27 protein-coding genes are annotated in these 24,314 nt (G+C 38.7%); 20 read left to right on the top strand and 7 right to left on the bottom strand.

Going from position 1 to position 24,314, the window contains the following annotated elements; genetic code table 11:
- The first annotated feature begins 2 nt into the window (after positions 1–2).
- The 17 genes from H8S63_RS02065 to H8S63_RS01985 all read left to right on the top strand — a co-directional run bounded on the left by H8S63_RS02065 (position 3) and on the right by H8S63_RS01985 (position 17,653).
- Positions 3–728, top strand: a complete 726-nt coding sequence (locus H8S63_RS02065; RefSeq protein ID WP_186925587.1) for a glycosyltransferase family 32 protein — start codon at positions 3–5, stop codon at positions 726–728.
- 282 nt (positions 729–1,010) lie between these two features.
- Positions 1,011–1,763, top strand: coding sequence for a glycosyltransferase family 2 protein (locus H8S63_RS02060; protein ID WP_186925586.1), 753 nt, complete (start codon positions 1,011–1,013; stop codon positions 1,761–1,763).
- A 23-nt stretch (positions 1,764–1,786) separates the two neighbouring features.
- Complete coding sequence (locus H8S63_RS20275; RefSeq protein WP_186925585.1) at positions 1,787–3,064, top strand: glycosyltransferase; 1,278 nt, start codon at positions 1,787–1,789, stop codon at positions 3,062–3,064.
- A complete protein-coding gene (locus H8S63_RS20270) occupies positions 3,061–4,221 on the top strand; it encodes a glycosyltransferase family 1 protein (protein ID WP_186925584.1) in 1,161 nt (386 codons plus the stop codon). The genes H8S63_RS20275 and H8S63_RS20270 overlap by 4 nt, the downstream gene beginning before the upstream one ends.
- 200 nt (positions 4,222–4,421) lie before the next feature.
- Entirely contained in the window at positions 4,422–5,501 is a 1,080-nt protein-coding gene (locus H8S63_RS02045) for an ATP-binding protein (RefSeq protein ID WP_255467616.1), read from the top strand.
- Between the two features lie 66 nt (positions 5,502–5,567).
- Positions 5,568–6,695 (top strand): glycosyltransferase family 4 protein, encoded by a 1,128-nt coding sequence (locus tag H8S63_RS02040; RefSeq protein WP_186925582.1) that lies wholly within the window; start codon positions 5,568–5,570, stop codon positions 6,693–6,695.
- A gap of 9 nt (positions 6,696–6,704) precedes the next feature.
- Positions 6,705–8,015: an O-antigen ligase gene (locus H8S63_RS02035; RefSeq protein WP_186925581.1), complete on the top strand. Its 1,311-nt coding sequence runs from the start codon at positions 6,705–6,707 to the stop codon at positions 8,013–8,015.
- On the top strand, positions 8,005–9,330 hold the full coding sequence (locus H8S63_RS02030) for an MBOAT family protein (protein ID WP_186925580.1): 1,326 nt from the start codon (positions 8,005–8,007) through the stop codon (positions 9,328–9,330). Before H8S63_RS02035 ends, H8S63_RS02030 begins: the two co-directional genes overlap by 11 nt.
- 5 nt (positions 9,331–9,335) lie before the next feature.
- Positions 9,336–10,226 (top strand): SGNH/GDSL hydrolase family protein, encoded by an 891-nt coding sequence (locus H8S63_RS02025; RefSeq protein ID WP_186925579.1) that lies wholly within the window; start codon positions 9,336–9,338, stop codon positions 10,224–10,226.
- A complete protein-coding gene (locus tag H8S63_RS02020; protein ID WP_186925578.1) occupies positions 10,223–11,122 on the top strand; it encodes a glycosyltransferase family A protein in 900 nt (299 codons plus the stop codon). Before H8S63_RS02025 ends, H8S63_RS02020 begins: the two co-directional genes overlap by 4 nt.
- A 2-nt stretch (positions 11,123–11,124) precedes the next feature.
- Positions 11,125–12,009, top strand: a complete 885-nt coding sequence (locus H8S63_RS02015; protein ID WP_186925577.1) for a hypothetical protein — start codon at positions 11,125–11,127, stop codon at positions 12,007–12,009.
- 114 nt (positions 12,010–12,123) lie between these two features.
- Positions 12,124–13,437 carry a UDP-glucose/GDP-mannose dehydrogenase family protein gene (locus H8S63_RS02010; protein WP_186925576.1) on the top strand — a complete coding sequence of 438 codons (1,314 nt, stop codon included), beginning with the start codon at positions 12,124–12,126 and terminating at the stop codon, positions 13,435–13,437.
- A gap of 2 nt (positions 13,438–13,439) precedes the next feature.
- On the top strand, positions 13,440–14,597 hold the full coding sequence (locus H8S63_RS02005) for a glycosyltransferase family 4 protein (protein ID WP_186925575.1): 1,158 nt from the start codon (positions 13,440–13,442) through the stop codon (positions 14,595–14,597).
- Entirely contained in the window at positions 14,590–14,793 is a 204-nt protein-coding gene (locus H8S63_RS02000) for a hypothetical protein (RefSeq protein ID WP_007753066.1), read from the top strand. Before H8S63_RS02005 ends, H8S63_RS02000 begins: the two co-directional genes overlap by 8 nt.
- Positions 14,794–14,809: 16 nt before the next feature.
- Complete coding sequence (locus H8S63_RS01995) at positions 14,810–15,898, top strand: acyltransferase (protein WP_222619534.1); 1,089 nt, start codon at positions 14,810–14,812, stop codon at positions 15,896–15,898.
- Positions 15,899–15,902: 4 nt separating this feature from the next.
- Positions 15,903–16,889 (top strand): acyltransferase family protein, encoded by a 987-nt coding sequence (locus tag H8S63_RS01990; protein ID WP_186925574.1) that lies wholly within the window; start codon positions 15,903–15,905, stop codon positions 16,887–16,889.
- An 11-nt stretch (positions 16,890–16,900) separates the two neighbouring features.
- A complete protein-coding gene (locus H8S63_RS01985) occupies positions 16,901–17,653 on the top strand; it encodes a WecB/TagA/CpsF family glycosyltransferase (protein ID WP_186925573.1) in 753 nt (250 codons plus the stop codon).
- Here H8S63_RS01985 and H8S63_RS01980 read toward each other — a convergent pair.
- The 4 genes from H8S63_RS01980 to H8S63_RS01965 all read right to left on the bottom strand — a co-directional run bounded on the left by H8S63_RS01980 (position 17,643) and on the right by H8S63_RS01965 (position 19,904).
- Positions 17,643–18,638, bottom strand: a complete 996-nt coding sequence (locus H8S63_RS01980; protein WP_007753057.1) for a Fic family protein — start codon at positions 18,636–18,638, stop codon at positions 17,643–17,645. The genes H8S63_RS01985 and H8S63_RS01980 overlap by 11 nt on opposite strands.
- A 142-nt stretch (positions 18,639–18,780) precedes the next feature.
- Positions 18,781–19,239 (bottom strand): N-acetylmuramoyl-L-alanine amidase, encoded by a 459-nt coding sequence (locus H8S63_RS01975; protein ID WP_186925572.1) that lies wholly within the window; start codon positions 19,237–19,239, stop codon positions 18,781–18,783.
- Positions 19,240–19,252: 13 nt separating this feature from the next.
- Complete coding sequence (locus H8S63_RS01970) at positions 19,253–19,354, bottom strand: smalltalk protein (RefSeq protein ID WP_007760013.1); 102 nt, start codon at positions 19,352–19,354, stop codon at positions 19,253–19,255.
- Positions 19,355–19,397: 43 nt separating this feature from the next.
- Positions 19,398–19,904: an HU family DNA-binding protein gene (locus tag H8S63_RS01965; protein ID WP_007753046.1), complete on the bottom strand. Its 507-nt coding sequence runs from the start codon at positions 19,902–19,904 to the stop codon at positions 19,398–19,400.
- Between the two features lie 193 nt (positions 19,905–20,097).
- Between H8S63_RS01965 and H8S63_RS01960 the strand changes: the two genes are divergently transcribed.
- Entirely contained in the window at positions 20,098–20,361 is a 264-nt protein-coding gene (locus tag H8S63_RS01960) for a DUF4248 domain-containing protein (protein WP_007753044.1), read from the top strand.
- Between the two features lie 195 nt (positions 20,362–20,556).
- On the opposite strand, the gene dnaB is transcribed toward H8S63_RS01960, so the two are convergent.
- From dnaB to H8S63_RS01945, 3 genes are all read right to left on the bottom strand, one after another.
- Positions 20,557–21,936, bottom strand: coding sequence for a replicative DNA helicase (gene dnaB / locus H8S63_RS01955; RefSeq protein ID WP_186925571.1), 1,380 nt, complete (start codon positions 21,934–21,936; stop codon positions 20,557–20,559).
- 8 nt (positions 21,937–21,944) lie between these two features.
- On the bottom strand, positions 21,945–22,562 hold the full coding sequence (locus tag H8S63_RS01950) for a hypothetical protein (protein ID WP_186925570.1): 618 nt from the start codon (positions 22,560–22,562) through the stop codon (positions 21,945–21,947).
- A 286-nt stretch (positions 22,563–22,848) separates the two neighbouring features.
- Complete coding sequence (locus H8S63_RS01945; protein WP_007753036.1) at positions 22,849–23,151, bottom strand: DUF4248 domain-containing protein; 303 nt, start codon at positions 23,149–23,151, stop codon at positions 22,849–22,851.
- Positions 23,152–23,385: 234 nt separating this feature from the next.
- Between H8S63_RS01945 and H8S63_RS01940 the strand changes: the two genes are divergently transcribed.
- Together H8S63_RS01940 and H8S63_RS01935 are read left to right on the top strand one after the other, a co-directional pair.
- Positions 23,386–23,787, top strand: coding sequence for a hypothetical protein (locus H8S63_RS01940; RefSeq protein ID WP_007753033.1), 402 nt, complete (start codon positions 23,386–23,388; stop codon positions 23,785–23,787).
- A 115-nt stretch (positions 23,788–23,902) separates the two neighbouring features.
- Positions 23,903–24,310, top strand: a complete 408-nt coding sequence (locus tag H8S63_RS01935) for a hypothetical protein (RefSeq protein ID WP_186925569.1) — start codon at positions 23,903–23,905, stop codon at positions 24,308–24,310.
- The last annotated feature ends 4 nt before the right edge of the window (positions 24,311–24,314 follow it).

The raw sequence follows: 24,314 nt of genomic DNA, 5'->3' as shown, positions 1-24,314 counted from the left end.
GAATGATTCCTAAAGTTATACATTATTGCTGGTTTAGTGGAGATAAAAAATCTCGTTTTATAAAAAGATGCATAAAAAGTTGGAAAAAATGTATGCCAGACTATCAAATAAAATGTTGGGATGCTAATAGCTTTGATTTTGATAGTGTTCCATTTGTTAAACAAGCATATGATGAGAAGAAATGGGCTTTTGTGGCTGACTATGTAAGACTGTATGCATTGTATACGGAAGGAGGAGTATATTTGGATAGTGATGTGAAAACATTTAAATCTTTTAATACTTTTCTTCATAATGATTTTTTTATAGGAACAGAACCATTACCGAACAATTGTGTTGAATTGGAATCTGCAATAATGGGTGCTATTAAAGGACATCCCTATGTAAAAGAGTGTCTTGATTATTATAGACAAATTAATTTTAGGAAAGAAAACGGACAAATTATTGCTAGTTGTCCAATGATAATGACATTAATCGCAGAAAAATATGGTTACGTGGCAAAAGATGAAAGTCAATTGTTAGATGCCAATATACAAGTTTATTCTCGTGATTATTTTGGTCATTTATGGGGTACCAATCCAGGAAAATTGTATGCAATACATTATTTTAATGCTTCTTGGTTAGAAAATAAGCATGGCTGGTTGTATCGTTATTGTAAAGAAAACGATTTCATGAAATTCTATTTAATGATTAGCAAATGTTTGAGGAAATTCAAAATGAAGAAATATTAGAAGTACATCTTGTATGAATATATATTCGCAAGAGTGCATTAGACGAAGAAGTTTTTATATCCTCAAATAGATAATAGTAAATACATACAATGTGGGCATACGAGACGGTATCCAGTTCTTCATAAAGAATATTAAGAATTCCTATAAAAAAGTTGTGTTGCTAAGACTAGAATGAGAATGTTCGTATGAAAAGTTTATCGGGAGTGATGGAAGAATCTTTCTCAAATAAACGTTATGGAAATATTCAATTTTGTATGATAGATGGATTAAAATTACTATAAGATGAAGAAATTGTCAATAATAACAATAAATTATAATAATGCTCAAGGGCTGGAGAGGACCATAAAAAGTGTTGCCTGTCAATATTGTAAAAGTGATATTGAATACATTGTGGTTGATGGAGGAAGCACAGATGGGAGCTTGGAAGTAATAAAAAAATTAGAAAGAGAGATAGACTATTACATCAGTGAGCCTGATAAAGGTATTTATAATGCAATGAATAAAGGAATTAAATTTTCTCATGGAGAATTTTGCTTGTTTCTTAATTCTGGAGATTGTTTATTATCCTCTACCTCTATTAGTCAAGTATTTCCATTAATTCCTAGAAATATAGATATATTTTCTTTCAAAAATCCTAATTTGAAACATTCATGGTGCTTTCAAGAAAATGCTATATCATTTTACTATGTATACAGGTATAGTCTTTGGCATAGTAATACTTTTATCAAAAGAGAGCTTTTAGTTAGATTAGGGGGGTATAACGAATCTTTTAGAATTGTATCTGATTGGGAATTCTTTTTAAAGGCTTTATTTATTGAGGGTTGTACTATTGCTTTTTTTTCAACTCAAATAGCGCAGAATGAACCGGATGGAATATCGGCTCATGAGATGAAATTACATATGGCAGAACGCAAAAAAGTAACAGATATGTATTTCTCGGGAATTTCGATAGACTGCATGGAACTTGCAAAATACAAGAATTCGAGATTGATATCTTTATATGATAGAATAATAAAGGTAATCAAGTGTGTTTAACATATTATTATAATATTGGTTTAGTGAAAATCCTTCAAGTAGCTTCTGGTAATTTCTTTTCTACATATGGTGGTGGACAGGTTTATGTAAAAAATATTGTTGATGAAATGATGCGTCAACAGTGCTCCTTAATTATATTTTCTTTTTTAGATGATAGTAATGGAATTGAAAAGAGAAATTACAGAGGTATTGATTTATACGAAATAAAGAATGTTGAAAGGAGCGAACTACAACAATTGATACAAGCTATCCAACCTGATATCATTCATGCTCATAGTCAGAAAGCTTTAATGTGTACCATTGGACAAGCCTTGCATATACCTGTTATTGTAACGTCCCATCATGGTGGAATAGTTTGTCCTGCGGGAACATTGTTAAACTTCAAGGACGAAATTTGTAATGTTTCAGTATCTCATACAAACTGCCTGCCATGTGTATTACGGAATATTCGGAGTGGGAAGTATTGGTATCCATTTATGAAACAGTTATCAATGGAGCAATATATTTCTTTAGGGGAGAAATTGCAGGCTAAGCCTTTTATCCCTTTTATTACCCCTATTGGACAGTCTGCGTTATATATAAATTGTAAACAAAAAGAATGGCAAAGCATTGTAGAAGGATGTACCCGCATGATAGCTCCTTGTCATGCAATTAAAGAAGCGATGATACGCAATGGGTTGGATAAAAAAAAGATTATAGTAATTCCACACGGTATTCCTCTACCTTCCAATGTCTCTTCTCTCTCTTCTATCGGAAATGAGTGTGTTAAGTTTTTCTATGTAGGACGTATTTGTTATGTAAAAGGTATTCATGTCTTACTGCAAGCTTTTAACAGCTTGCAGCAAGATAACGTGGAATTACATTTGATAGGTGGTGCGGGTAATAAGGGAGAACGCAGATATATGGCTCAATTACAGAGAAAATATAAAAAAGATTCCCGTATTATTTGGCATGGAAAAGTTGAACCAGAACAAGTGTTTGATGAGATAAAAAATCTGCATGTTTTAGTATTACCCTCTATTTGTTTAGAAATCTTTGGGTTAAATATCTCCGAATCATTAGCTATGGGAAAACCTGTGTTAGCAACAAGATGCGGAGGTGCGGAAATGCAAATTGAAGATGGAGTGAACGGATGGTTGGTGGAGCCTAATGATGCGAAAGCCTTAAAAGCTAAGATGGAAGATATCATCAATGACGTTTCAATTATTCCTTCAATGGAGATGTCAGGAAGAAAAAGTGTAATATCCATTGAAGAACATTGCAAGATTTTAGTAAACTTATATAAAGAGAGTAAATTGTGAAAAAGAAGAAACTTCTCATTGATGTAAATTCCATAGTTCCTTATTATGTGTCAGGCAAGGTAAATGGCATAGGGCGTACTACATTGGAATTGCTACAAGCATTGGCAGATATAGATAATTTACCTTTTGAGATAGAACTGTATTCACAAAACATGAAAGGCATTGGTGGACGTAATACAGGATTACATTTTGAATGTTCTCATTTCTATTTACCACATCGGGAGAAATGGAATAAAATTCTGACAAAGTTTCCAATACGCGAATGGTTCACCGGATATGATATAATGCACATACCTCACAACTTTGAATATGTGCATTGTCCGGAAAAATGTATAGTAACATTGCATGATGCATTATTTATGCATATCCAGGAAAAAGCTTTCTCACATGAAAAAATGAAAGAAATTGTTCCTCCTTTTATTAATCAATGTAAACATATTATTACTTGCTCGGAATATTCAAAAAGGGATATTGTAGAAACAATGAAAGTTGATCCTCAGAAGATATCTGTCATTTATTGGGGGGTGAAACATGAAATATTTTTCCCTATGCAGGTATCCAAAGAAATACTAGTAAATGAATTGCCATTTCCTTTACGTAATACTGGCTATTTCCTGAGTGTATCATGTAATAATGAGAGAAAAAGGACAAATGTATTAGTCGAAAGTTACTTGCAATATAGTGAATGCGCATCTCCTGTGAACGATTTAGTTTTAGTATGGAGTAATCCTCCTGAAGAGTTGACAGAAAAGATTTCACATAGCAAAGTAAAAGATCATATTCATTTCTTATCTAACATATCAGATAAACAATTATCCCTTCTGTACAATGGAGCGACTGCCTTATTTTTTCCTTCCATGTTTGAAGGGTTCGGATTACCTCTATTAGAAGGAATGGCGTGTGGAACGCCAATAGTAACTTGCCGCAATTCCTCTTTGGATGAAATAGGGGGGGAAGTCGTTTTTTATCTGTCTGACCCCATAGATAAAAGCATTATTGAAATGATGAAAATGTTTGATACTGATAGTGTAGATTGTCGTCAAAAAGTAGAAGCAGGAATAAAACGTGCTTCTTTGTTTACATGGGAACGTACGGCAGAACAGACAGTGGAAGTATATAATTCATGTCTAACGGATTCTATCCGCAAAATATGTTAAAATACAACGCTTGCTATATTTTCTTGCTATATTCGCACAATAGTTTATCTAAAGACTAAGTGATGGCAACAATACAGATTAAAAATATAGGTCCGATTACTGATACAGGGATAATACCTTTGACTTCAGTTATGTTAGTGATTGGTAAACAAAGTTCCGGTAAAAGTACATTTCTGAAGATTTTATGTTTTTGTAGATGGATGGAAAAACTGATTATGGTATCTGATGAAGAAGCTATATCTCAATATACACATAATCTGAAATTCCTGAAAAGCATGAAACAGTTTCATCGGTTTAATGACTCTTATTTTTCATCTGCAAGTTCTATCCGTTATGAAGGCGATACAATCACAATCACGATGGAGAATATTCTCAGTGATGTGAAGATTCTGCGGAAACCGGAGTTTGAAACAGTCAGGTATAATACTAAACTAAGTTTCATTCCTTCGGAACGTAATTTGGTGTCTGTAATTAGAAATATAGATCAATCGTATCGGTCTGCGGAAAGTGATGTGCTGTTCAATTATATTTTTGAATGGGGGGAAGCGAAAGATTCCTATACGGCAGAACATCCTAAGCGATTGTCGTTTACAGACAATATAGAATATATCAATGATGGTGGAAACGATTTGGTCCGACTGATTAATGAGAATAAGATGATACCGGCTTATTATGCTTCCAGTGGCGTGCAGTCTGCCATGCCGTTAGATGTAATGGCTGATTATTTCACCGGTCTTGTGGGTAAAAATGCAAGTGTCAGTAAACACGACTTGGCAAACACATTGGCAAGGTATTTGGGCAAAGATAAGGAACTGACTAATGAAATGCTTAAAAGCATATCAAATAAGATGAAATATCAGTCGGTTCAATTATTTATTGAAGAACCGGAGCAGAATCTTTATCCGGATTCGCAGAGGAATCTTACTATCAATCTGGTTTGTGCTTTGAAACAGGCCATGCCTAAAGGTAGGGGAGATAGTCTGTTGGTTATGACTACACACAGCCCTTATATACTTTCCACTTTGAATGTTCTTATAGCCGAGGCGTATGCGATGGACGCGAAGCCAAAGTCTGACAAATTGCGGAATATAGTAAATAAAGAGTGTCTATTCCCTTTATCTGCTTATTCTGCCTATTATATTCAGGAAGATGGCAAGTTTGCGGATATTATAGACAAGGATATTACGATGATTAGCGGAAATGAATTGGACGGGGTTTCCGATTGGGTGGATGACAAGATAGCTCGGATAAATGAAGTGCTTTATGGTACAAAAAGATAAAATATAACTTCATACAATAATCTTATTTTTTAGGATAGCGTTCCTGCATTTAATTATTCATCTTTTGTGAAAATTTTAATAACTATACCGTGCCTTCTTACCGGAGGCACGGAGATACAAACATTGAATCTTGTACGTGCATTAGTACAGGGGGGACATCAAGTTATAGTAACCTGTTACTTTGAGTATACTCCGGCAATGGTACAAAGTTATCAGGATAATGGTAGCAAAGTAATTTGTTTGAGTCCAAACGGTATGCGAATAGGCGGATGGAAAGGTATATTATTCTTATTTAAGGGGCTGAAAAAAGTAATAAGAAATGAACGGCCGGATATTGCCCATGTACAATATATGGCTCCGGGAGCTATCCCCATTTTTCTTTTACGGTTGTTGGGCATGAAGAATATTATTGCCACCACACATACGGCAGCAGATATTTATCCCAATCTTCGTTTGATACACTTTGTTCAAAAGTACTGTGTGCGTGTGTTCACCTGTATCACTATGCGTGCGGAAAAGTCTTTTTTCGGAAGTGCAGAACTCTATAACTCAAGCACAATATTGAAAAAACGAAATCATTTCACCATTTACAATGCCTTGCCACCTTATATTCATATTCGCGAGGAACAGAAACCTTTTTCTGACGGACAAATCACATTAGGAGTAGTTAGCCGTTTGGAACGAATTAAAGGGATGGATTTGGTTGTCCCCGCATTTGCCAAATTGAAAAAACAATATACGGACATTCAGCTATTAGTGGTGGGGGACGGTTCACAAAGGAGTATAATGCAAGAACAGGCGATAGAACTGGGAGTGAATGATAGTGTTGAATGGATGGGACGACAGGAACAGCCTTGCCTGCAATCATTGTATGACCGGATTGATATTCTCTTAATGCCATCACGTAGTGAGGGATTTGGACTGACTGCTATTGAAGGTATGGCTCGCGGTTGCGTGGTAGTGGCTTCAGATACCGGAGGATTGCCGGAAGTTGTAAAAGATGGAGAAACAGGACTTTTGCATCAGGTAGAAGATGTCGAAGATATGACTGCCAAAATACAATCCTTATTGGAGAGCAGGATGAGGATTATCCAGCTTTCCCGAAATTCAGTTTCGTATGTATCACAATTCAGTTTTGCAAAATATGCTGCGGCATTTTGTAACTTATACGAACGTATAAAACATATAAATTGATTTATCCGGATGTATCTATTGAATTATCTTTATTTCATTATTATCACAGGCTTTGGCATTAAGTTTCTGTTTCAGCGTGCAGGAAAAGTGCGCCACCCTTTGAATAAGGAACAGATGCTTAGTTTCGACGGTCCGGAGTTGTTTTGGACGTTAACTTTCTCTACCGGCTTGTTAGCGCTTTCTGCTCCGGGAGCACTCGACTTGATGGCTATCCGGCTTTTAGTACTTGAATGCCTTTGTTTGATAGGTTTGTTTGTGGTGAAACGGAAACCGGTATGGAGTGCGGTGAGTATTTTCTATTTGCTTTATATCGCTTGGTTACTGATAGGACTTTCTTATTCTCCTGCTCCTTCCTATGGCTTCCGGATTATTCTGAAATATTTGTATCCATTATGTATTATGCTGTTTGCCTCGGCTGTGGTACGTGACGAAGAAGTGTTTCTAAAAGCGGGATTGTGTGCTCGATGGGTAGCGGTAGTTTGCCTTATTTTTGCTGTGGTTCCAGGAATAGGTATTCTCGTACCCGGTGTGTTCTGGTATAGTACCGCTTGTGCTATTCACTTCATTTCTATGTGTATATTTTCGTTGGCTCTTTTTTACCATAGTGGACATAAGAAGATCAATTTCTATTTAGCTATATTATTTATGATTCCATGTATACTATGGGTATTTCGTACAAGTATTATGGGAACTACATTGGCTTTGATGGTCTTTTTCTTTTTTCGGTATAAACTGAAGTCTATACCTGTCATTGTTGGTTGTCTGTTTTTATTCATTATTACTATTTTCTTTATTCCAAGTATCAAAGAAAAGATGTTTTATAAAGATGATAATAAAAGTATCCAAACATTACGAAGTGGAGAGATTAGTATGGATGATATAAATAGTAATGGACGTTTTGCTATGTGGGAGTGGTCATTGAATAAGTTTTATCAGAATAGAGAGTTGTACGGAACAGGGACCGGAAATTTGCAAGAGACATTTTATGCATTAAGACATCCGTTTGGTACTATTAGAATATGTCATAATGATTATGTACAGATTTTATGTGATAATGGGATAATAGGAATTGCTCTTTTTGGGGGGAGTTTTTTGTTTCTGATTTTCCATTGTTTTAGCGTTTATCAAGATAAACGTTACGGAATAGCCGTGCATATCTGCGCTATTACAGCAGGAGCTTCTTCTGCCGGAACATTATTGACTATGTATACAGATAATGTGATTAATTATACAATGGCTACACTTTCTTATCCTTGCGGCTTTTATGGAATGATGTTGGGATTGATTGTAGGTACTAAAATGAAAAAAGATGTTGTTTAATACTCCTCAATATTTATTGTTTCTCCTGGTGATATTAGTTATGCTGTGGATAACTAATAAGTGGGCGGGGTTACTTTTTAGAAATACCTTGCTCTTAGTAGCATCCTATTATTTTTATGCCAATTTACATATAGGATTTGTTGGATTATTAGTTTATATCACTTTAGTTAATTATTTTGGGGGAATATGGATTATTAGTGAGCAGAAAAGAGGATTAAGTGGTAAAAAAGCAGTTGCGGTCAGTATTTTGCTATCATTATTGGTTTTGATTTTTTTCAAATATGCTTATTTCTTTAATGATTCTATTTTATTGCCGATAGGACTGTCTTTTTTCACTTTTCAAGCCCTGTCATATAGCATTGATATTTATCGTGGAAAAATAAAACCTGAAACTAGTTTTATTAATGTGGCATTATTTGTTGCATTTTTCCCAACATTACTTTCCGGTCCTATCGAAAGGGCAAGGAATCTGTTACCACAATTGCGAGAGAGGCTATTATTTAATGAAGATAATATTATAGCAGGAGCAAAATTATTTATATGGGGGCTTTTCAAGAAAGTTGTTATTGCAGACAGACTTGCAGAATATGTGAATATGATTTACGGTAATCCGGAGGCTCATACTGGAAGTACGCTAGCTATAACTGCTGTTTTTTACAGTTTTCAGATTTATGCTGATTTCAGTGGTTATGCCGATATGGCAATTGGTTCAGGTCGGATGATGGGGATTAAATTGATGGAGAACTTTAATTTTCCTTATTGCGTCAATTCTTTTAAAGAATTTTGGAGAAGATGGCATATTTCTTTAACCTCTTGGTTTACCGAATATGTATATATATCGATGGGAGGAAATCGCGTCAATAAAGCACGTTGGATCTTAAATATTTCTACGGTCTTTCTTTTAAGCGGAGTTTGGCATGGAGCTACCTATTCTTTCATTTTATGGGGAATGATTCATGCGTTACTCTATTTATTGGAGTATTATTGTGGTCCTAAACGTCCGAATATTATTTACCATTTGTATGTATTTATAATGATAACATTTGCCTGGATATTCTTCCGTATCGAAGATAGTGGTACTGCTTGGAATACGGTTGTGCATATCTGTACAAATTTAATCTCTCCTTTTTATTGGGGAAGTTCTATGTTTACTACTATGTTGACTATGGCTCTATTGCTTATTTTTATTTTGCGGGAGTATTTGTCTTATAAAGAAATAGGTAAGGAGAAGAGCAATTATGAAGTTATAATTCTATTATTGAGTATTGCTCTGTTTGGGGTAAGTAGTGAACAATTTGTTTATTTCCAATTTTGATACAAATGAAGAAAATTCTATTATGTTTTTGGTATATAATAGCGTTTATTGCCGTTGATAGGGGTTTGGGAATATTTATAAATGAAGGTTTGAATCGCTATTTTGGTCTCAATCAACATTCGGAAGTGCTGTTGATAGGGCATTCACATCTAATGTTAGCCACTGATAAAGCAAAATTAGAAACTGCATTGAATTGTAGAATTTCAAAATATTGTAGGGAAGGTGTTAATGTAGCTGACCGTTACCAGATGGTGAAACAATATCTTGAATCCCCTTATAGTGATTCTTTGAAAATAGTACTTTATGGCGTTGACCAGTTTATGTTTACAGGAACAGGATTAAGTAGCAATTCCTATAAATTATTTTATCCTTTTATGGACGAAAAAAATATTGATCAATATATTTATGATAGTACAGACCGATACGACTATTGGCTACACAAGTTGTTTTGTTCCACTCGCTATTCAGATGCACTTCTTAATAGTTCGATAAGGGGATGGCGGCATGATTGGAGTAATTATAAAAGTGGATTCTTAAAGGTAGAGGATTTGAGAGAACAGATAACGAAAGGGCAACAAAGGCATATAGCTTTTGAACCGGAATTGATGGAAACTTTTGAACGAACTTTGCAATTATTGGTTGAAAAAAATATAAAAGTGATATTGGTGAATACTCCTATTGCGAATTTATTAAATCAATATGAACCAGAACAATATGAAAAGATAATAAGCTATTTCCATGATAAAGCGAAGAGTTCTCCTTTTATTTATTATTGGGATATGAATCCGGAGTATTCAGAGCGATATGAATTATTCTTTGATCCTATCCATTTAAATCCTCAAGGTCAAAAAGTGGCTAATGACAAAATTATAGAATTGTTTGAATGTGATTTATGATATCAGTAGTAATACCTCTTTATAATAAAGAAAAACAAATAGCAAATACACTACATTCTGTATTGCGGCAGACTTTCCAAAATTTTGAAATTGTAGTAGTAAATGATGGTAGTACGGATAACAGTGTACAGGAAGTCGAGAAAGTGAACGACATCCGTATTCGAATTGTTCATCAAAATAATGCAGGAGTCTCTGCTGCTCGTAATAAGGGAATTGAAGAAGCACGATATGATATAATTGCTTTCCTTGATGCGGATGATGAGTGGAAAGCGGAATATTTGGAAACCCAATACTATTTATTTCAGAAATATCCGCAATGCAGTGTGTTTGCTTGCGGATATGAGTTTTCAGATAGTAATGGAAATGTTTCAGGTACAATTATTCGTAAACTTCCGTTTCAGGAGGAAGATGGAGTTTTGACCAATTATTTTGAGGTGGCAAGTAATTCACATCCTCCGATATGGACTTCTGCAATAATGGTCAAAAAAGAAGCAATTCAAGCTATTGGTGGTTTCCCGGTGGGCATTAAATCTGGAGAAGATTTATTGACTTGGGCACGATTAGCTGTTCATAATGAAATAGCATATTCCAGAAAAATAATGGCTATATTCCACGTAGAGGGGTATAATGTTTCGGAAAAGCCAAAGCGGATACCGGCAGAACAAGACTTGGTGGGAAATGAATTATCCGCCTTGTGGTACCTTTACCATCCGTCTTATATGAAACAATATATTTCTCATTGGCACAAAATGCGTAGTTCCATTTATATGCGGCTCAATATGAGAAGAAAGAGTATGAATGAGGCTCTGAAAGGATTGCAATACTCTCCCTTGAATTATAAACTTTATCTATATATATTGTTGGATTTATTGCCAACTAAAATTAGACCTTTTTAAAAATGCCTGCACCTATTGTAATTTTTGCCTTTAACCGTCCCGAAGCTTTATTAAAACTTAAAGAAACATTAGAAAGAAATACGCTTTATGAAGAATCGGAAAAGTATGTTTTTGTAGATGGAGCACGTAATGAAGGAGAATGTGCCAAAGTGGAGGAAGTTGTCTCTATAGCTCGGAAAATAACTTCAAATGTCACAGTGGCAGAAAAAAATAAAGGACTGGGAAGTTCTATCATCGAAGGAGTAACCACGGTAATTAATCAATATCATAAAGTGATTGTTCTTGAAGATGATCTGATATGTTCTGAAAATTTTCTGTCATACATGAATCAGGCACTTGATTTTTATCAGAATAATTCACGGATTTTCTCTATTTGCGGGTATGGGTTGAAGATAAAACGTCCAATGGGATATATTGGAGACGTTTATTTGTCCGGTCGCTCTTCTTCGTGGGGATGGGGCACTTGGAAAGACCGATGGGAACAAGTGGATTGGGAAATGAAGGACTGGAAAGAATTGAGCTCAAACAGGAAAATGCAGAAAGCATTCAATAAAAATGGCAGTGATATGTTTACCATGTTGAAAGGATATATGGAAGGAAGAAACCGTTCATGGGCAATACGTTTCTGTTATAGTCAATTTAAGTTGGGTAAATATTCTGTTCATCCTTTTCTTTCTAAAATAGACAATAAAGGTTTTGGAGAGGATGCAACAAATTGCAGACAGACTTATTCGCGATTTAAGGTAAATATAGATAAAGAACTTAGTAATAGTTTTTCTTTTGATAAGAATATTGTACCGAATAGTGATATTGAGCGACAATGTCGTAAGTATCATTCCATATTGATAAGACTATATAGTAAAATACGGAGAATATTACATATATAAATGGCTGACTTTTAGTGTCCGCTATCCGTTGATATTTGCTATTATTCTGCAATTGTTGGAACCGCTCTTTCCGTTAATGAGAAAAATATATCTATCGTCTAAATAAATAAAAACATGAATATAGCAATCGTAGGAACCGGTTATGTCGGTTTGGTTTCCGGCACGTGCTTTGCCGAGATGGGAGTGAATGTGACGTGCGTTGATGTTAATAATGAAAAAATAGAAAAGCTGAAGAAAGGGGAGATTCCCATCTATGAACCCGGATTGGAAGAAATGGTATTGCGTAACCATCGGGAAGGCAGACTGAAGTTTACAACAGACATTACTACGTGTCTGGATGATGTAGAACTTGTATTTAGTGCCGTAGGAACTCCACCGGATGAGGATGGCAGTGCAGATTTGACGTATGTACTCGAAGTAGCCCGGACTGTGGGACGCAACATGAACAAATATCTGGTATTGGTAACAAAATCTACCGTTCCGGTAGGAACGGCACAGAAAGTAAGAGCGGTCATTCAAGAAGAACTGGATAAACGGGGAGTGCAGATTCCGTTTGATGTGGCTTCCAACCCCGAGTTTCTGAAAGAGGGAGCAGCTATTAAAGATTTTATGAGTCCCGATCGTGTAGTGGTAGGAGTCGATTCTGAACGTTCGAAGGAGCTGATGACTAAATTGTACCGTCCATTCTTGTTGAATAATTTTCGGGTTATTTTTACGGATATTCCATCAGCGGAAATGATAAAGTATGCGGCCAATTCAATGCTTGCCACTCGTATCAGTTTTATGAATGATATTGCTAATCTTTGCGAATTGGTAGGTGCGGATGTCAACATGGTACGAAAGGGCATTGGAAGCGATAGCCGTATAGGAAGCAAGTTTCTTTATCCAGGTTGTGGCTATGGAGGTTCATGTTTCCCGAAAGATGTGAAAGCGTTGGTGAAAACAGCAGAAAAGAAAGGCTATGTAATGAAAGTGCTGAAAGCTGTGGAAGAAGTGAATGAGCACCAGAAAGAACTCCTTTTTCATAAGCTTGAGAAATATTATGGAGGTGCGTTGAAAGGAAAGACGATTGCTATCTGGGGATTAGCCTTTAAACCCGAAACGGATGATATGCGGGAAGCTACCTCTTTAGTAATTATCCGTCTGTTGAAAGATGCAGGTTGCAAAATACGTGTGTATGATCCGGTAGCAATGGATGAATGTCATCGGCGTATAGGGAATGATGTGGAGTATGCTGTCGATATGTACGATGCGGTGTTGAATGCTGACGCTTTACTACTGTTGACGGAATGGAAACCTTTCCGTTTACCGAGCTGGGGAGTGTTACAAAAGTCTATGAACCGGTCTGTTATTATAGATGGACGAAACATTTATGATGGCAAAGAATTGAGGCAATTAGGCTTTGATTATTACTGTATTGGTCAATAGAGATGAAAATTCTTCTCGTCCACAACAACTACGGTAAATATAGCGGTGAAGAGGCTGTGGTTGATAAAATGGCTTCAATGTTCCGTGAGCATGGACACGAAGTGTGTTTCTATCGCTTAACCACAGAAAGGAGTCGTGAGAGCTTATCCGGGAAGATAAAAGGTTTCCTTTGTGGCATTTATTCCCCATCAGGGGTGAAGGGCTTGCGGGAGATATTGGAACGGGAAAAGCCGGATGTTGTGAATGTACACAATCTCTACCCTTTCATTAGTCCTGCCGCTTTATTTGAATGTAAGAAGGCGAAAGTACCGGTAGTAATGACGGTTCACAATTTCCGTTTAATTTGTCCGACGGGGCTATTTATGCGTAATGGCAAGCCTTGTGAGGTTTGTCTAAAAAAGAGAAATGAGTGGAGCTGTATCCGATATAACTGTGAGCATTCCTATCTCAAATCTGTGGGATATACGTTACGAAATGTATACGCTCGCTGGACGGGGGCATATAAAGATAATGTAAATACATTTGCTTGTATTACGGAGTTTCAGGAAGAGAAACTGATGGAAGCCGGATTTGATAAAAACAAAATAGTTGTGATTCCCAATTCGATAGATGCACCATCGGGGTATGAAGCAACATTGGGAAGCTACATAGCATATATCGGCAGGTTAAGTTACGAAAAGGGATATGACTTGTTGGTGGAAACAGCTCGCAAACATCCGGAAATTCAATTCTGTTTAGCAGGGGCAAAGAGAGAAGATACTAATATCGCTTTCCCTGAGAACGTGCGATTAATGGGGTATTTGAAAGGGAAGGAGTTGGAATCTTTTATAAAGAACGCCCGTTTGGTGGTGATACCGAGTAGATGTTATGAAGGTTTTCCTATGGCTATTTTGGAGGCGGCACAGTTTGGCAAACCTTGTATCGGTCCCGATCATGGTGGATTTACTGAAATTATAGGCAAAGGAGAGAGTGCTATCGGACGATTGTTTAAACCGAATAATCTGAATGACTTGGAAAAACAAGTCCTGACTTTGTGGAATCAACCTGTATTAACAGAGGAACTTGGACGTAAAGCCTATGAAAAGCTCCGGAAAGAATACTCATCGGAAGTCGTTTATAGGAAATGGGATGAATTGTTTACTAAGATACTTTATGGATAATATGCCCTTAGATTTAGATATTAGTGAGCTTTTGCCAATGGATATACACGAATGGGATAATTTGCGTAATACTCCATTGCCTTATTGTTTTTCTGACGAAGAATTTGAAAAAGAAATTGAAGAATCAGAAAAGAGTGGATGGGCAGAAGACAATGATGTGAATACATTTATAATTAAGTGGAAGAACTTAAAATAAAATCCCTAATAAATCAATGAATAATGAAAATGAAAACACAAACCTCTGTAACTTTGAGAGGGGGGGGGACAAAAAGCGTGCCAAACTACGTATTCTTGGTCTTGATATTATTAGAAGTCTGGCAATCTTATTTGTAATAGCCGGACACTTTTTTGTCTTACATACTCCGTTTCGCTCTACTAATTTTGAAGGCTTATCCTTGTTCCTACAAGCAGGGATTATCCCTTTGTTTCAAACGGGAGTTCCATTGTTCATCATGCTGACCGGATACCTGAATACAAATAAAGTATCAGAGAAAAAATACTATCGGGGAATGTGGAAGGTGCTGATTGCCTACGTTTTCTTTTCAATATTGACCCTTGTTTTTAGAAAATATTATTTGCATGAGGATCTTTCATTATTCAAATCAGGACTCAAGATTCTTGATTTCTCGGCAATCCCTTATGCGTGGTATATTGAGATGTGGATTGGTCTATTTCTTTTCACTCCATTTTTAAATCTTTTATATAAGGCTATTCCCACTCAAAAACAGAAAATGGTGTGGATAGGGATATTGTTTGCGATGACAGCTATTCCTGATTTGTTTAATCGTTATGGCTTTCATCTGGTTCCCGGATTCTGGCAGACTTGTTATCCTTTGATGTTTTTCTTTATTGGGAGTTATGTAAAAGAATATCAGCCTAAAATTAATCCATTATGTGGATGGGGAATAATTATAATATGCTGTTTGATTAATCCCGTTTTCAATATATTGTTCGTCCATAATCATTTATTGATTCAAATAGCGGGAGGATCTTCCGGTGTGTTTGGGGCCATCATAGCCGTTATCTTCTTTTTGTTAGTTTATCAGCGAGATATTCAAGTTCCGCTGATGAGGAAAATATTTACCAAAGTTTCTTTATTGTCACTGGACGTTTATTTGTGTTGTTATATATTCGATGCAATTTATTATCCGTGGTTTAAGGAACATTATTTTATCAACCAGTCTCAATTCGGAATGTTCTTTTTTGTGATTGTTCCTTTGGTATTTATCTCATCGTTGATATTAGCACAGGTAAAGGAATGGTTATTTCAAATATTCAAAGTGAATCATTTTTGGTCATAAAAATATGAAAGAAAGGGATTTTTTTATTGATGTGTTGAAAGGCTGGGGAATTATATTAGTGATTTGGGGACATTCTAGCCAATTCCTATTTAACGAAATATATTCTTTTCATATGCCTTTATTCTTTTTTCTGTCGGGATGTTTTTTTAATTGGAAGATGAGTTCTAAGGATTTTGTGAAGAAGAAAGTACGCCAATTACTTATTCCTTATTTTATATTCTTTTTATTAAGCTGTCTCTATTATATGATATTATTAGCCTTAACAGGAAGATTTAGTCTGGAAACATTATTTATGCTAGAGGGGATATTTCCGATAAACAATGAAATAATAAATACTCCTTTATGGTTTTTATATGCATTATTCTGGATGTCTTTACTATATTATATCATAAGAAGATATTTTCAGAATGATTTACTTATTATTTTAATTTGTCTGCTTATAAATGTATTGCACTATATCTTGAAAGAGAATAATATATTGCAACCTTGTTTTATTGGAAGAGCAATGCAAGGTTTACTGTTTATTCATTTGGGATATTGCTGGTATTCATTTTATAATAACACAAAAAGGGCTACCTCAAATAAAAGTATTGATATGATCTGTTTTGCAATTTCATTCATTTTATTTATAATATTATTTATAGGGAAGGGACATCTTACTGGTATAGCTCTAGAGTTTTATACTTTACTCCTCGCAGTTACAGGTATTGTTTTTACGATATGTTTATTTGCTCTGCTGTATAATAAAATGAAAATGACAGATCGAATTCTGACTTATTTAGGTTCCCGTACTTTATGCCTATTTGCCTTACATCTTCCTTTATTTGAAATTGCTAGACCTATAGCCCGATATCTTTTTGGAGCAGATAATTTTGGGTATGATATTACTGTTTTTACGATTTCATTAATATCGTCAATTGTTATAGGTGAATTTTTAATGTTGTTATTTCCTAGATATTTAGGAAAAAGCATTATCCTGAAATATATTTAATAATATTTTTTATGGAACAATACTTCAACATCAACTACGAATTTGACAAACAAAGCGTTTTCTCTTCCATCGACCGCCAACTGCAAACTTCCTCTCCCGGCTACATCTGTGTGGCGGACGGGGTTATACTGAACACGGCCAACAGGAAGCCGGACTATCTGGAAGTGGTGAACGGCAGTATGTTCTCTATTTGCGACAGCAGTTATGTGCCGCTTTATCTGCGCTGGCTCTATGGAATTGAGCGGAAGCAGTATTGCGGAAGTGAAATCTTTATGGACATCATCCGGCAGAAAAAGTACCGGATGTTTTTCATGGGGACTTCACAGGGCACTTTGCAAGGGCTTAGCTATCATCTTTCACAGATTGACGAACGTATCAATGGGATGACTTTTTATGAACTTCCGTTTTGTAATGTAGAAGACTTCGATTATCCCGGAATTGCACGGATGATAGATGAAGATGGTGCGGACATCATCTGGGTGGCTCTGGGTGCTCCGAAACAGGAGATATTCATGAGCCGTCTGAAGCCTTATCTGAAAAGGGGAGTGATGATTGCCGTCGGAGCCGCCTTTAAGTTTTATAGCGGGACGGATGTGAAGCGCGCTCCCCATTGGATGGTTAAGATGCATCTTGAATTTGCCTATCGCATCTTTAGCGAACCCAAGAAACAGTTGAAACGCTGCGCCTGGATTGTGTATACACTTCCCGGATTGTTGTATCGGGAATGGAGAAAAAAGAAACTTGCTACCAATTTCATTCGATAATCACCCAACACCCTGATTTATTACTCCCTTCACGCCTTATATAACCTGCGTCACGAAGTTCCTTGATTTTCTTTTCAATAGCACGGCGTGTCACAGAAAGAGTGTCAGCTATTTCGTCAAGTGTTATGCTTGAGTTATGACGAATCAACTCAATAATTTGTCCCGAACTTATCCCGAATTTAACCCGAACTTTATCCCGAACTTCAGAGTATTCGCTCTGGGGCAGGGGACTTCCTTGATGATTTTTTAAAGCATCCAGAATCTCTTGCAGCATAAAGTCAATGAAAGGTCCGGAATTGGCTGCTGCTGTGCTGGCTTGAATAGCGTTATAATAAGCCTCTTGGTTGGCATACACCATATTTTCCACAGGGAGATGTTCAAATAGAGGGTGTAATTTCCCTAATATGAGTGATTGCCATAATCTGCCGGTTCTTCCATTACCATCACTAAATGGATGTATAAACTCAAATTCATAATGGAATACACAACTGCGAATGAGCAAATGATCTTTTGCCTCTTTAAGCCATTCGAACAAATTGATTATCAATTCCGGAACTCTATTGGCAGGAGGCGCCATATGGACCAATCCTTTCTCAGAGAATACACCAACGCCACCACGTCGGAATCTGCCTGCATCATCGGTAAGCGCCATCATCATCGTACCATGTGCTTTTAATAAATCGTCTACACTGAATGGATTCAAGCTGCTATATAACTCATACGTCTTTATCGCATTCTTTACCTCTTGAATCTGGCGTAGTGGCGCTATAACAGTCTTGCCTTCTATGATATCCTTCACTTCATCTTCGGATAAAGTATTTCCTTCTATGGCCAACGAACTGTGAATTGTTCTTATCCGATTAGCTTTTCGCAATTTCATCGCATCACTCTGTTCCAAACGGATGGCATAACGTTCTATCTGTCCGGATATTTCCGCAATCAGATTAATGGCATGAGCAGATATGGTGAAAGGAGGTGTATACATATATCAGTTGAATGATTCGGTTCATAATAGATGGAACAAAAATACGAAAAAATATCAGTTTATACAAAATAAAAAGGCGGTTCATCCATCCGAACCGCCTTTATTATCCACATACCTCTTATTTTAAGAGGAACCGCTATTCCTACAAATCTTCATACTCTTTCCTCGCATCGAAGCATGGGCACGCTTTATGAACATTCGCGCTCAACTGATAATGCCCTACAATCTTAGCTTCGGGATACAGTCCTTTCAACTCACCCAATACCCGGCGGAGCGTTTCTTTTTGCGAAGCGGTTCTGGTATCCGTCGGCTTACCCAATTCATCCAGTCCACCTTCATAGCAAATCGATAAACTGTGCAGGTTGAATCCGAGCGCGTGTGCGCCAATCTCACTCATTGGGCGGGTGTGGTGCAGCGCGCCATCCTTCGTCACATAAAAATGATACCCGATACATTTGAAGCCACGTTTCAGATGGCATTGGAGCAACTGCCCCTCCGTGAAGGGAATATTCGCACGGGTAGCACTGCAATGCACAACGATATACAGAATGCTGCGCGGCACATATTCCTCCTTCAACGAGAACTCTTTCAACTCTTTCATTCGATCCGGCCGTTTAGATATGTCCCATACAAGACGTTACACCCAGAGCAGATACGATTGAAGTAGCTACTGTAATAATGATCTGTAAAATTTGTTTCCAAATAGACTTTTTCATAATTCTTGAATTTTTAAATTAATACCACCAAACATCCTAGATCTTATTCTGCCGGATCCGGAGCTTCTCCATTATTGCCGTCGTCCGGGTTTCCACTGCCACCGTTTCCGCCATCCGGCTTCCCGTCCGGATCGGGGACAACCGCTTCATCGCTTTCCCCTTTCTTGACCAGCGTATACTTCATCGCCTTACACATATCCAGCAGCATATTGCCCGGACGGAAGCGGACACGCGAGGTCTTGATACAGGTGGCCGCCTTAAATTTCTCTGCCGTTTCCGTTGCATTGCCGGTGGCAATCGTTACACGGAAACTGCCCATATCGCCCAGAAGGACAATATTACCCAACGCCAACTGATTCTTCATCTCCAACAAAAACTCCGTAATGCAACCCTTCAACTCACCGATAGAATAGGAGGAACGCTCCGACACACGGCTGATTACTTCGTCCGTATCCACTCTGCGGTTGCTGCGTGCCATCGCATAAAACTTAGCTGCTTCTTGTGGTTTCAACGGATTCTTACGCTCTACCACTACATACTTTTGTGCCATAAACTTAATTTTTTAATTGATAATTTTTAATTGTTCTGTAATCGATTACACTGCAAAGATAGCACATCCGAAAGGGGGAGTGGACGACACCGAACGACACTGAACGATGGTTATTGTTTTTGACTGAACATTTGCTTCATTGCATAAAAAAGAGTACCTTTATAGCATTAACCAAAGAATAACTCAATAGAAAATGGAAGAAGAAAAATTTCGTGTGAGATGTTACGATAAGAATGAGTTGGCGAAGATGTATTTCCCCAAACTGAGCGATCATGTGTCTGTGGCGAAACTCCGCCGCTGGATGCGCAACTGTACCCCTCTGATGGAAGAGCTCGCAACGGGAGATTTTCATCCCAAACTGAAAATGTTCAGCGCACGGGAAGTACGCCTGATCGCGCGCTATCTGGGCGAGCCGGATGGATATGTACCGGCACAGGGACATCCGGACATCAATTGACTGCATTTTCAGAATAAAACGACTGCTTCTTCCGGATAAGACAACGGTACTTCCCGGACGATACGACCGCTCTTTTCACTTGAAAGGAGCGGTCGATTTGTTAGATAAATACGGTTGATTTCATGCAGGCAACCGCTCGATCAGACACAAAGATACGGTCGTTTGCGCATAGTTGATTTCCCGGCTGGCCGACACCTAACGGGTGGTATTTTTCTTCATCCATTCCAAGTCGGGCTCGTAATCCACCAGCTTCGTCATACTCTTGTCGTGGCGGAAGTAAATCTCACCGGTAGGTCCGTTACGATGTTTGGCAATATCGATTACTCCCAATCCTTCAGTCGGGTAACCGCTTCTACGGTCTGTCTCACGACCGGACAGGCTGGGACGGGAAAGCATCAGTACGAGATCGGCGTCCTGTTCGATAGCCCCGCTCTCACGAAGGTCGCTCAGAGCGGGACGGCCGTCGGGATGTCCCTCCACGTTACGGTTCAACTGGCTGAGAAGTATCACGGGGATATGCAACTCTTTAGCTATCATTTTCGCTTTCCGGCTCGCTTGAGCCACCTCCTGTTCGCGGTTACGGTTGTGCTGGTCGCTCTTCATGTCGCAGAGTTGCAGATAGTCGATGAAAAGACAATCGCAATCCCCCTTACTTTGCAGCAGTTTGGCGGACGTGCGGACATAATCCATGCTCACCGACGGATTATCGTCGATGTAAATAGGGAGGCGCGACAGCTCCGTCGATGCCTCATGGACCTCCCGGAGTTCGGACGGAGTAAGCGCCCCGCTCAGCAAGTGGGCGGGAGAAACCTCCTTCGTAGCCGCCAGCAGCCAGCGGTCTCCCAAGCGTTCCCCTTGCATTTCGAGACTGTACACGGCAATGTGATAACCGGCGGAAGCGGCGGCACGTGCCAGATGCAGCGCAAAAGCCGTCTTTCCCACCGACGGACGGGCGGCGATGATTATCAGGTCGCCCGGTTGCCAGCCGCACGTCAGGCGGTTCAGCTCGTTGAATCCCGTCGGCAAGCCGGTAACTCCGTTCTTGTTCGAGGCGACACGTGTCTCTATCAGTTCCACAGTATCCTCCATCAATTGCAGCATGGAACGGAGATGTTCGGACATCCCGCATTCCTTTTCCAATTGGTCGAGAAGGGTATGCGCATCCGCCAGCGTGTCGGCTATGTCCGTTGTCTCGTCGGCAGCCTGTGCCAGCAGTTTATGGAATCCCAAGATCGCTTCACGGCGGATATACTTCTGTTGCAGGATACGGGCATGGTACTCCAGATGCGCGCTGGACGCTACGCGTGTGGTAATGCTTACCAATGCATAAGGACCTCCGATGAAGTCGAGTTTGCCCCTTCGTGTGAGTTCTTCCTTTACGGTCATGAGGTCTATGACCTGCCCTGCACGGTACATACTCTGCAGGGCGGCATAGATTTCACGGTTCTTCTCAATGTAGAACACTTCCGGGCGCAATATTCCGGCAACCAATGTGATCGCCTTGCTCTCTATAAGGCAGGCGCCGAGTACGATTTCCTCGAGCTCGGTGTCCTGCGGGTTTACAATGTCATCCATGAATCGTTTCAATAATCATATTCATCCAGAAACGCTTTGTCCGACAGATAAGTGCTTGCCTGCATACAGTATTTCGTATCCGTCAGATGATCGTAATACTCGTCAATCTGCCGTATGCTCATACTGCGTTCGCGGGGAGAAAGTTTCTTCCATTCCCGTCTGGCACGGCCGATATTGACCCTTTGCTTTTGGGTTACCTCGTGATATTTCTCCCAGAAAACCTCGAAGGTGACACCACCCGTTTCTTCACGTGCCGCCTCACGGTGTCTCTGTCCGATCAGCAAGTCATAGTCGGGGATACGGATGTGCGTGATGTACGGATTGACCACTCTTTCAATGATCCCTTCTTCGTACATCCTATCGAAGAAACGGCGTGTGCGGCTGAGTTTCCATCCGAACACTTTCGCCCAGTGGGTGAGGGAGATCACCGATTCTCCCCTCCGGCATTCGAAGGTCTGACCGTTGACGCGACACGTCACAGTGCTGTAATTGACATGGGTTAATACCAAGATGAACGCTTCGAAACTGCCCGTTGCGTTTTTAGTCATCTTCATTTGTTCCTCGAATAAGACTTTAGGGAAGAGGATGTAGCCCTTTTTCAGCATTTCTGCTATTGATTTGTTCATAACTGAATATTATTAATTCGGCTCAAAGGTATACCGTTTATTTGAACCGGGCAATTGTGCGGTTCATTCCGGTTCAAAGTGATGTTTTCGGCTCACGCCCGGAGGGGCTTTAATGCCATACGCGGGAGGGGTTTTCGGGGCCATATTTAGCGGCACCCCTCGCGGCACCCCTTGAAAATCTCTCAAACGCCTTGTAGGAAGGGGAAGCCGGACACACGTTTTTTGCGTTCCGGCACCCCATCCGGCAACTAATATATATAATAAATAAAGAATGTATTAAAATACATTATATCTTTTTCCTCATTTTGGGGATGGCAAGATAGGGATTTTCTTTAATCATTTCATATACCAGCGCAGGCGTTCCCCAACATCTCACGATGGCGGCAATCTGTTGGGGAGTAAGTGTCTGGGTGTGCGGGGTGAATCCCGCTTCCGTCAGTTGTTGCGGCAATGCCGGGTGTTCTGTTATCGTCCGGCGAAAAGCTCGCACCGCTGAACTGTTGTACTGAAAGTTCGGAAAATAAGCGATTGCCACTTCGGACAACGCATGGCAGCCACAAAGCAGCCAGTCATAGGATTTAATTTTCATGTTCCTTTATTCATTTAATTACGGCGCAAAAGTATGCTTTCTCCGAATGATGGGATAAACTGTTATTTTTATTGTCGGTAATTTCAAGATGAAATTAGTTGGAAAATATTTAAATAAAAATCTAATTATTTAAACAATCTTTTCTATATTTGCACCCGGTATTAGATTTTATATGGCATTTCTGTTCTCTTATAGACAGTAGTGCCCAGTTTAAATAAAAATAAAGAAATTAGGATGTCGAAAAGAACAAAAGAAGCACAAAAACATTTACAACAGAAAAGGGAACAATATCATCGTCAGGAAGAGAAGATAGAGGAAATGAAATGTACAATGCAACATACGGAAGAGGAGATCAAGCAATTGGAATATGTGCTGGAAGTAATGAAAAGCGCGGAAAAAGGCCGCAAGCGGAGAGTGATCACTCATGATAAGATAAAGGAGTACTTTGCTTCTTTCAGCCGTTTCTTCGACTTTCTGCAGCACCGCTTGAATCTGTTCGTGCATTATGAACTGGTGTGCGAGATCATCTTTGCGCGCTACCGGTTCCGAAGCAGGTCGCGCACTCCCGGAAGGGAATATCTCAGTTTCGCTACCGTACTGACTTACTTTAAAAATGAAAGGAGTATGGTGAGCTGATAGTACGAATAAAATAGAAATCTAAAGATAAAAGCATGAAAAACAAATGTTTTAGGAACAGAAATGACTAAATTGATATTTTTTCCTTATTTTTGTATGTCCATTTTTGAATGATATGATACAGATAATACAATTAAAAGGAAAAGACAAACGTTTATATCGGCTGCTGGCACCTCTGGTTATGGATCCTGACGTGATACGTGCCAACAACAATTATCCGTTCAAAACGGGTGAAGACTACGTCTGGTATATTGCGGTCGATGGAAAAGAAGTGAAGGGATTTATCCCGGTGGAACAGAAAAGCAAGAAAAAGGCTGTAATAAACAATTATTATATAGGAGCTGAAAATACGGAGCGGGAAGAGATCTTGTCTGATCTGCTGCCTGCTATAATAAAAGATTTCGGCCCTGAGAGCTGGCTGCTTCATTCCATCACACTTGTACAAGACAAAGAAATATTCGAAAAGTTCGATTTTACATCCATGGATAAGAAATGGACACGTTACGTTAAAATGTATAGATAGGAGG

This window comes from Bacteroides sp. NSJ-39 (assembly GCF_014287315.1).
GTDB classification, from domain to species: Bacteria; Bacteroidota; Bacteroidia; order Bacteroidales; family Bacteroidaceae; genus Bacteroides; species Bacteroides finegoldii.
This window is presented reverse-complemented; position numbering and strand designations above follow the sequence as displayed.

Coding starts and splice junctions, on each gene's coding strand:
- H8S63_RS01980 (WP_007753057.1), bottom strand. CDS start 18,638: ATGTATACACCTCCTTTCACCATATCTGCTCATGCCATTAATCTGATT.
- H8S63_RS02025 (WP_186925579.1), top strand. CDS start 9,336: ATGAAGAAAATTCTATTATGTTTTTGGTATATAATAGCGTTTATTGCC.
- H8S63_RS02000 (WP_007753066.1), top strand. CDS start 14,590: ATGGATAATATGCCCTTAGATTTAGATATTAGTGAGCTTTTGCCAATG.
- H8S63_RS02005 (WP_186925575.1), top strand. CDS start 13,440: ATGAAAATTCTTCTCGTCCACAACAACTACGGTAAATATAGCGGTGAA.
- H8S63_RS02020 (WP_186925578.1), top strand. CDS start 10,223: ATGATATCAGTAGTAATACCTCTTTATAATAAAGAAAAACAAATAGCA.
- H8S63_RS01995 (WP_222619534.1), top strand. CDS start 14,810: ATGAATAATGAAAATGAAAACACAAACCTCTGTAACTTTGAGAGGGGG.
- H8S63_RS01960 (WP_007753044.1), top strand. CDS start 20,098: ATGGAAGAAGAAAAATTTCGTGTGAGATGTTACGATAAGAATGAGTTG.
- H8S63_RS01945 (WP_007753036.1), bottom strand. CDS start 23,151: ATGAAAATTAAATCCTATGACTGGCTGCTTTGTGGCTGCCATGCGTTG.
- H8S63_RS02010 (WP_186925576.1), top strand. CDS start 12,124: ATGAATATAGCAATCGTAGGAACCGGTTATGTCGGTTTGGTTTCCGGC.
- H8S63_RS02015 (WP_186925577.1), top strand. CDS start 11,125: ATGCCTGCACCTATTGTAATTTTTGCCTTTAACCGTCCCGAAGCTTTA.
- H8S63_RS01940 (WP_007753033.1), top strand. CDS start 23,386: ATGTCGAAAAGAACAAAAGAAGCACAAAAACATTTACAACAGAAAAGG.
- H8S63_RS01970 (WP_007760013.1), bottom strand. CDS start 19,354: ATGAAAAAGTCTATTTGGAAACAAATTTTACAGATCATTATTACAGTA.
- H8S63_RS02060 (WP_186925586.1), top strand. CDS start 1,011: ATGAAGAAATTGTCAATAATAACAATAAATTATAATAATGCTCAAGGG.
- H8S63_RS01950 (WP_186925570.1), bottom strand. CDS start 22,562: ATGAACAAATCAATAGCAGAAATGCTGAAAAAGGGCTACATCCTCTTC.
- H8S63_RS01975 (WP_186925572.1), bottom strand. CDS start 19,239: ATGAAAGAGTTGAAAGAGTTCTCGTTGAAGGAGGAATATGTGCCGCGC.
- H8S63_RS02030 (WP_186925580.1), top strand. CDS start 8,005: ATGTTGTTTAATACTCCTCAATATTTATTGTTTCTCCTGGTGATATTA.
- H8S63_RS02035 (WP_186925581.1), top strand. CDS start 6,705: ATGTATCTATTGAATTATCTTTATTTCATTATTATCACAGGCTTTGGC.
- dnaB (WP_186925571.1), bottom strand. CDS start 21,936: ATGGATGACATTGTAAACCCGCAGGACACCGAGCTCGAGGAAATCGTA.
- H8S63_RS01985 (WP_186925573.1), top strand. CDS start 16,901: ATGGAACAATACTTCAACATCAACTACGAATTTGACAAACAAAGCGTT.
- H8S63_RS01990 (WP_186925574.1), top strand. CDS start 15,903: ATGAAAGAAAGGGATTTTTTTATTGATGTGTTGAAAGGCTGGGGAATT.
- H8S63_RS01935 (WP_186925569.1), top strand. CDS start 23,903: ATGATACAGATAATACAATTAAAAGGAAAAGACAAACGTTTATATCGG.
- H8S63_RS02065 (WP_186925587.1), top strand. CDS start 3: ATGATTCCTAAAGTTATACATTATTGCTGGTTTAGTGGAGATAAAAAA.
- H8S63_RS02045 (WP_255467616.1), top strand. CDS start 4,422: ATGGAAAAACTGATTATGGTATCTGATGAAGAAGCTATATCTCAATAT.
- H8S63_RS01965 (WP_007753046.1), bottom strand. CDS start 19,904: ATGGCACAAAAGTATGTAGTGGTAGAGCGTAAGAATCCGTTGAAACCA.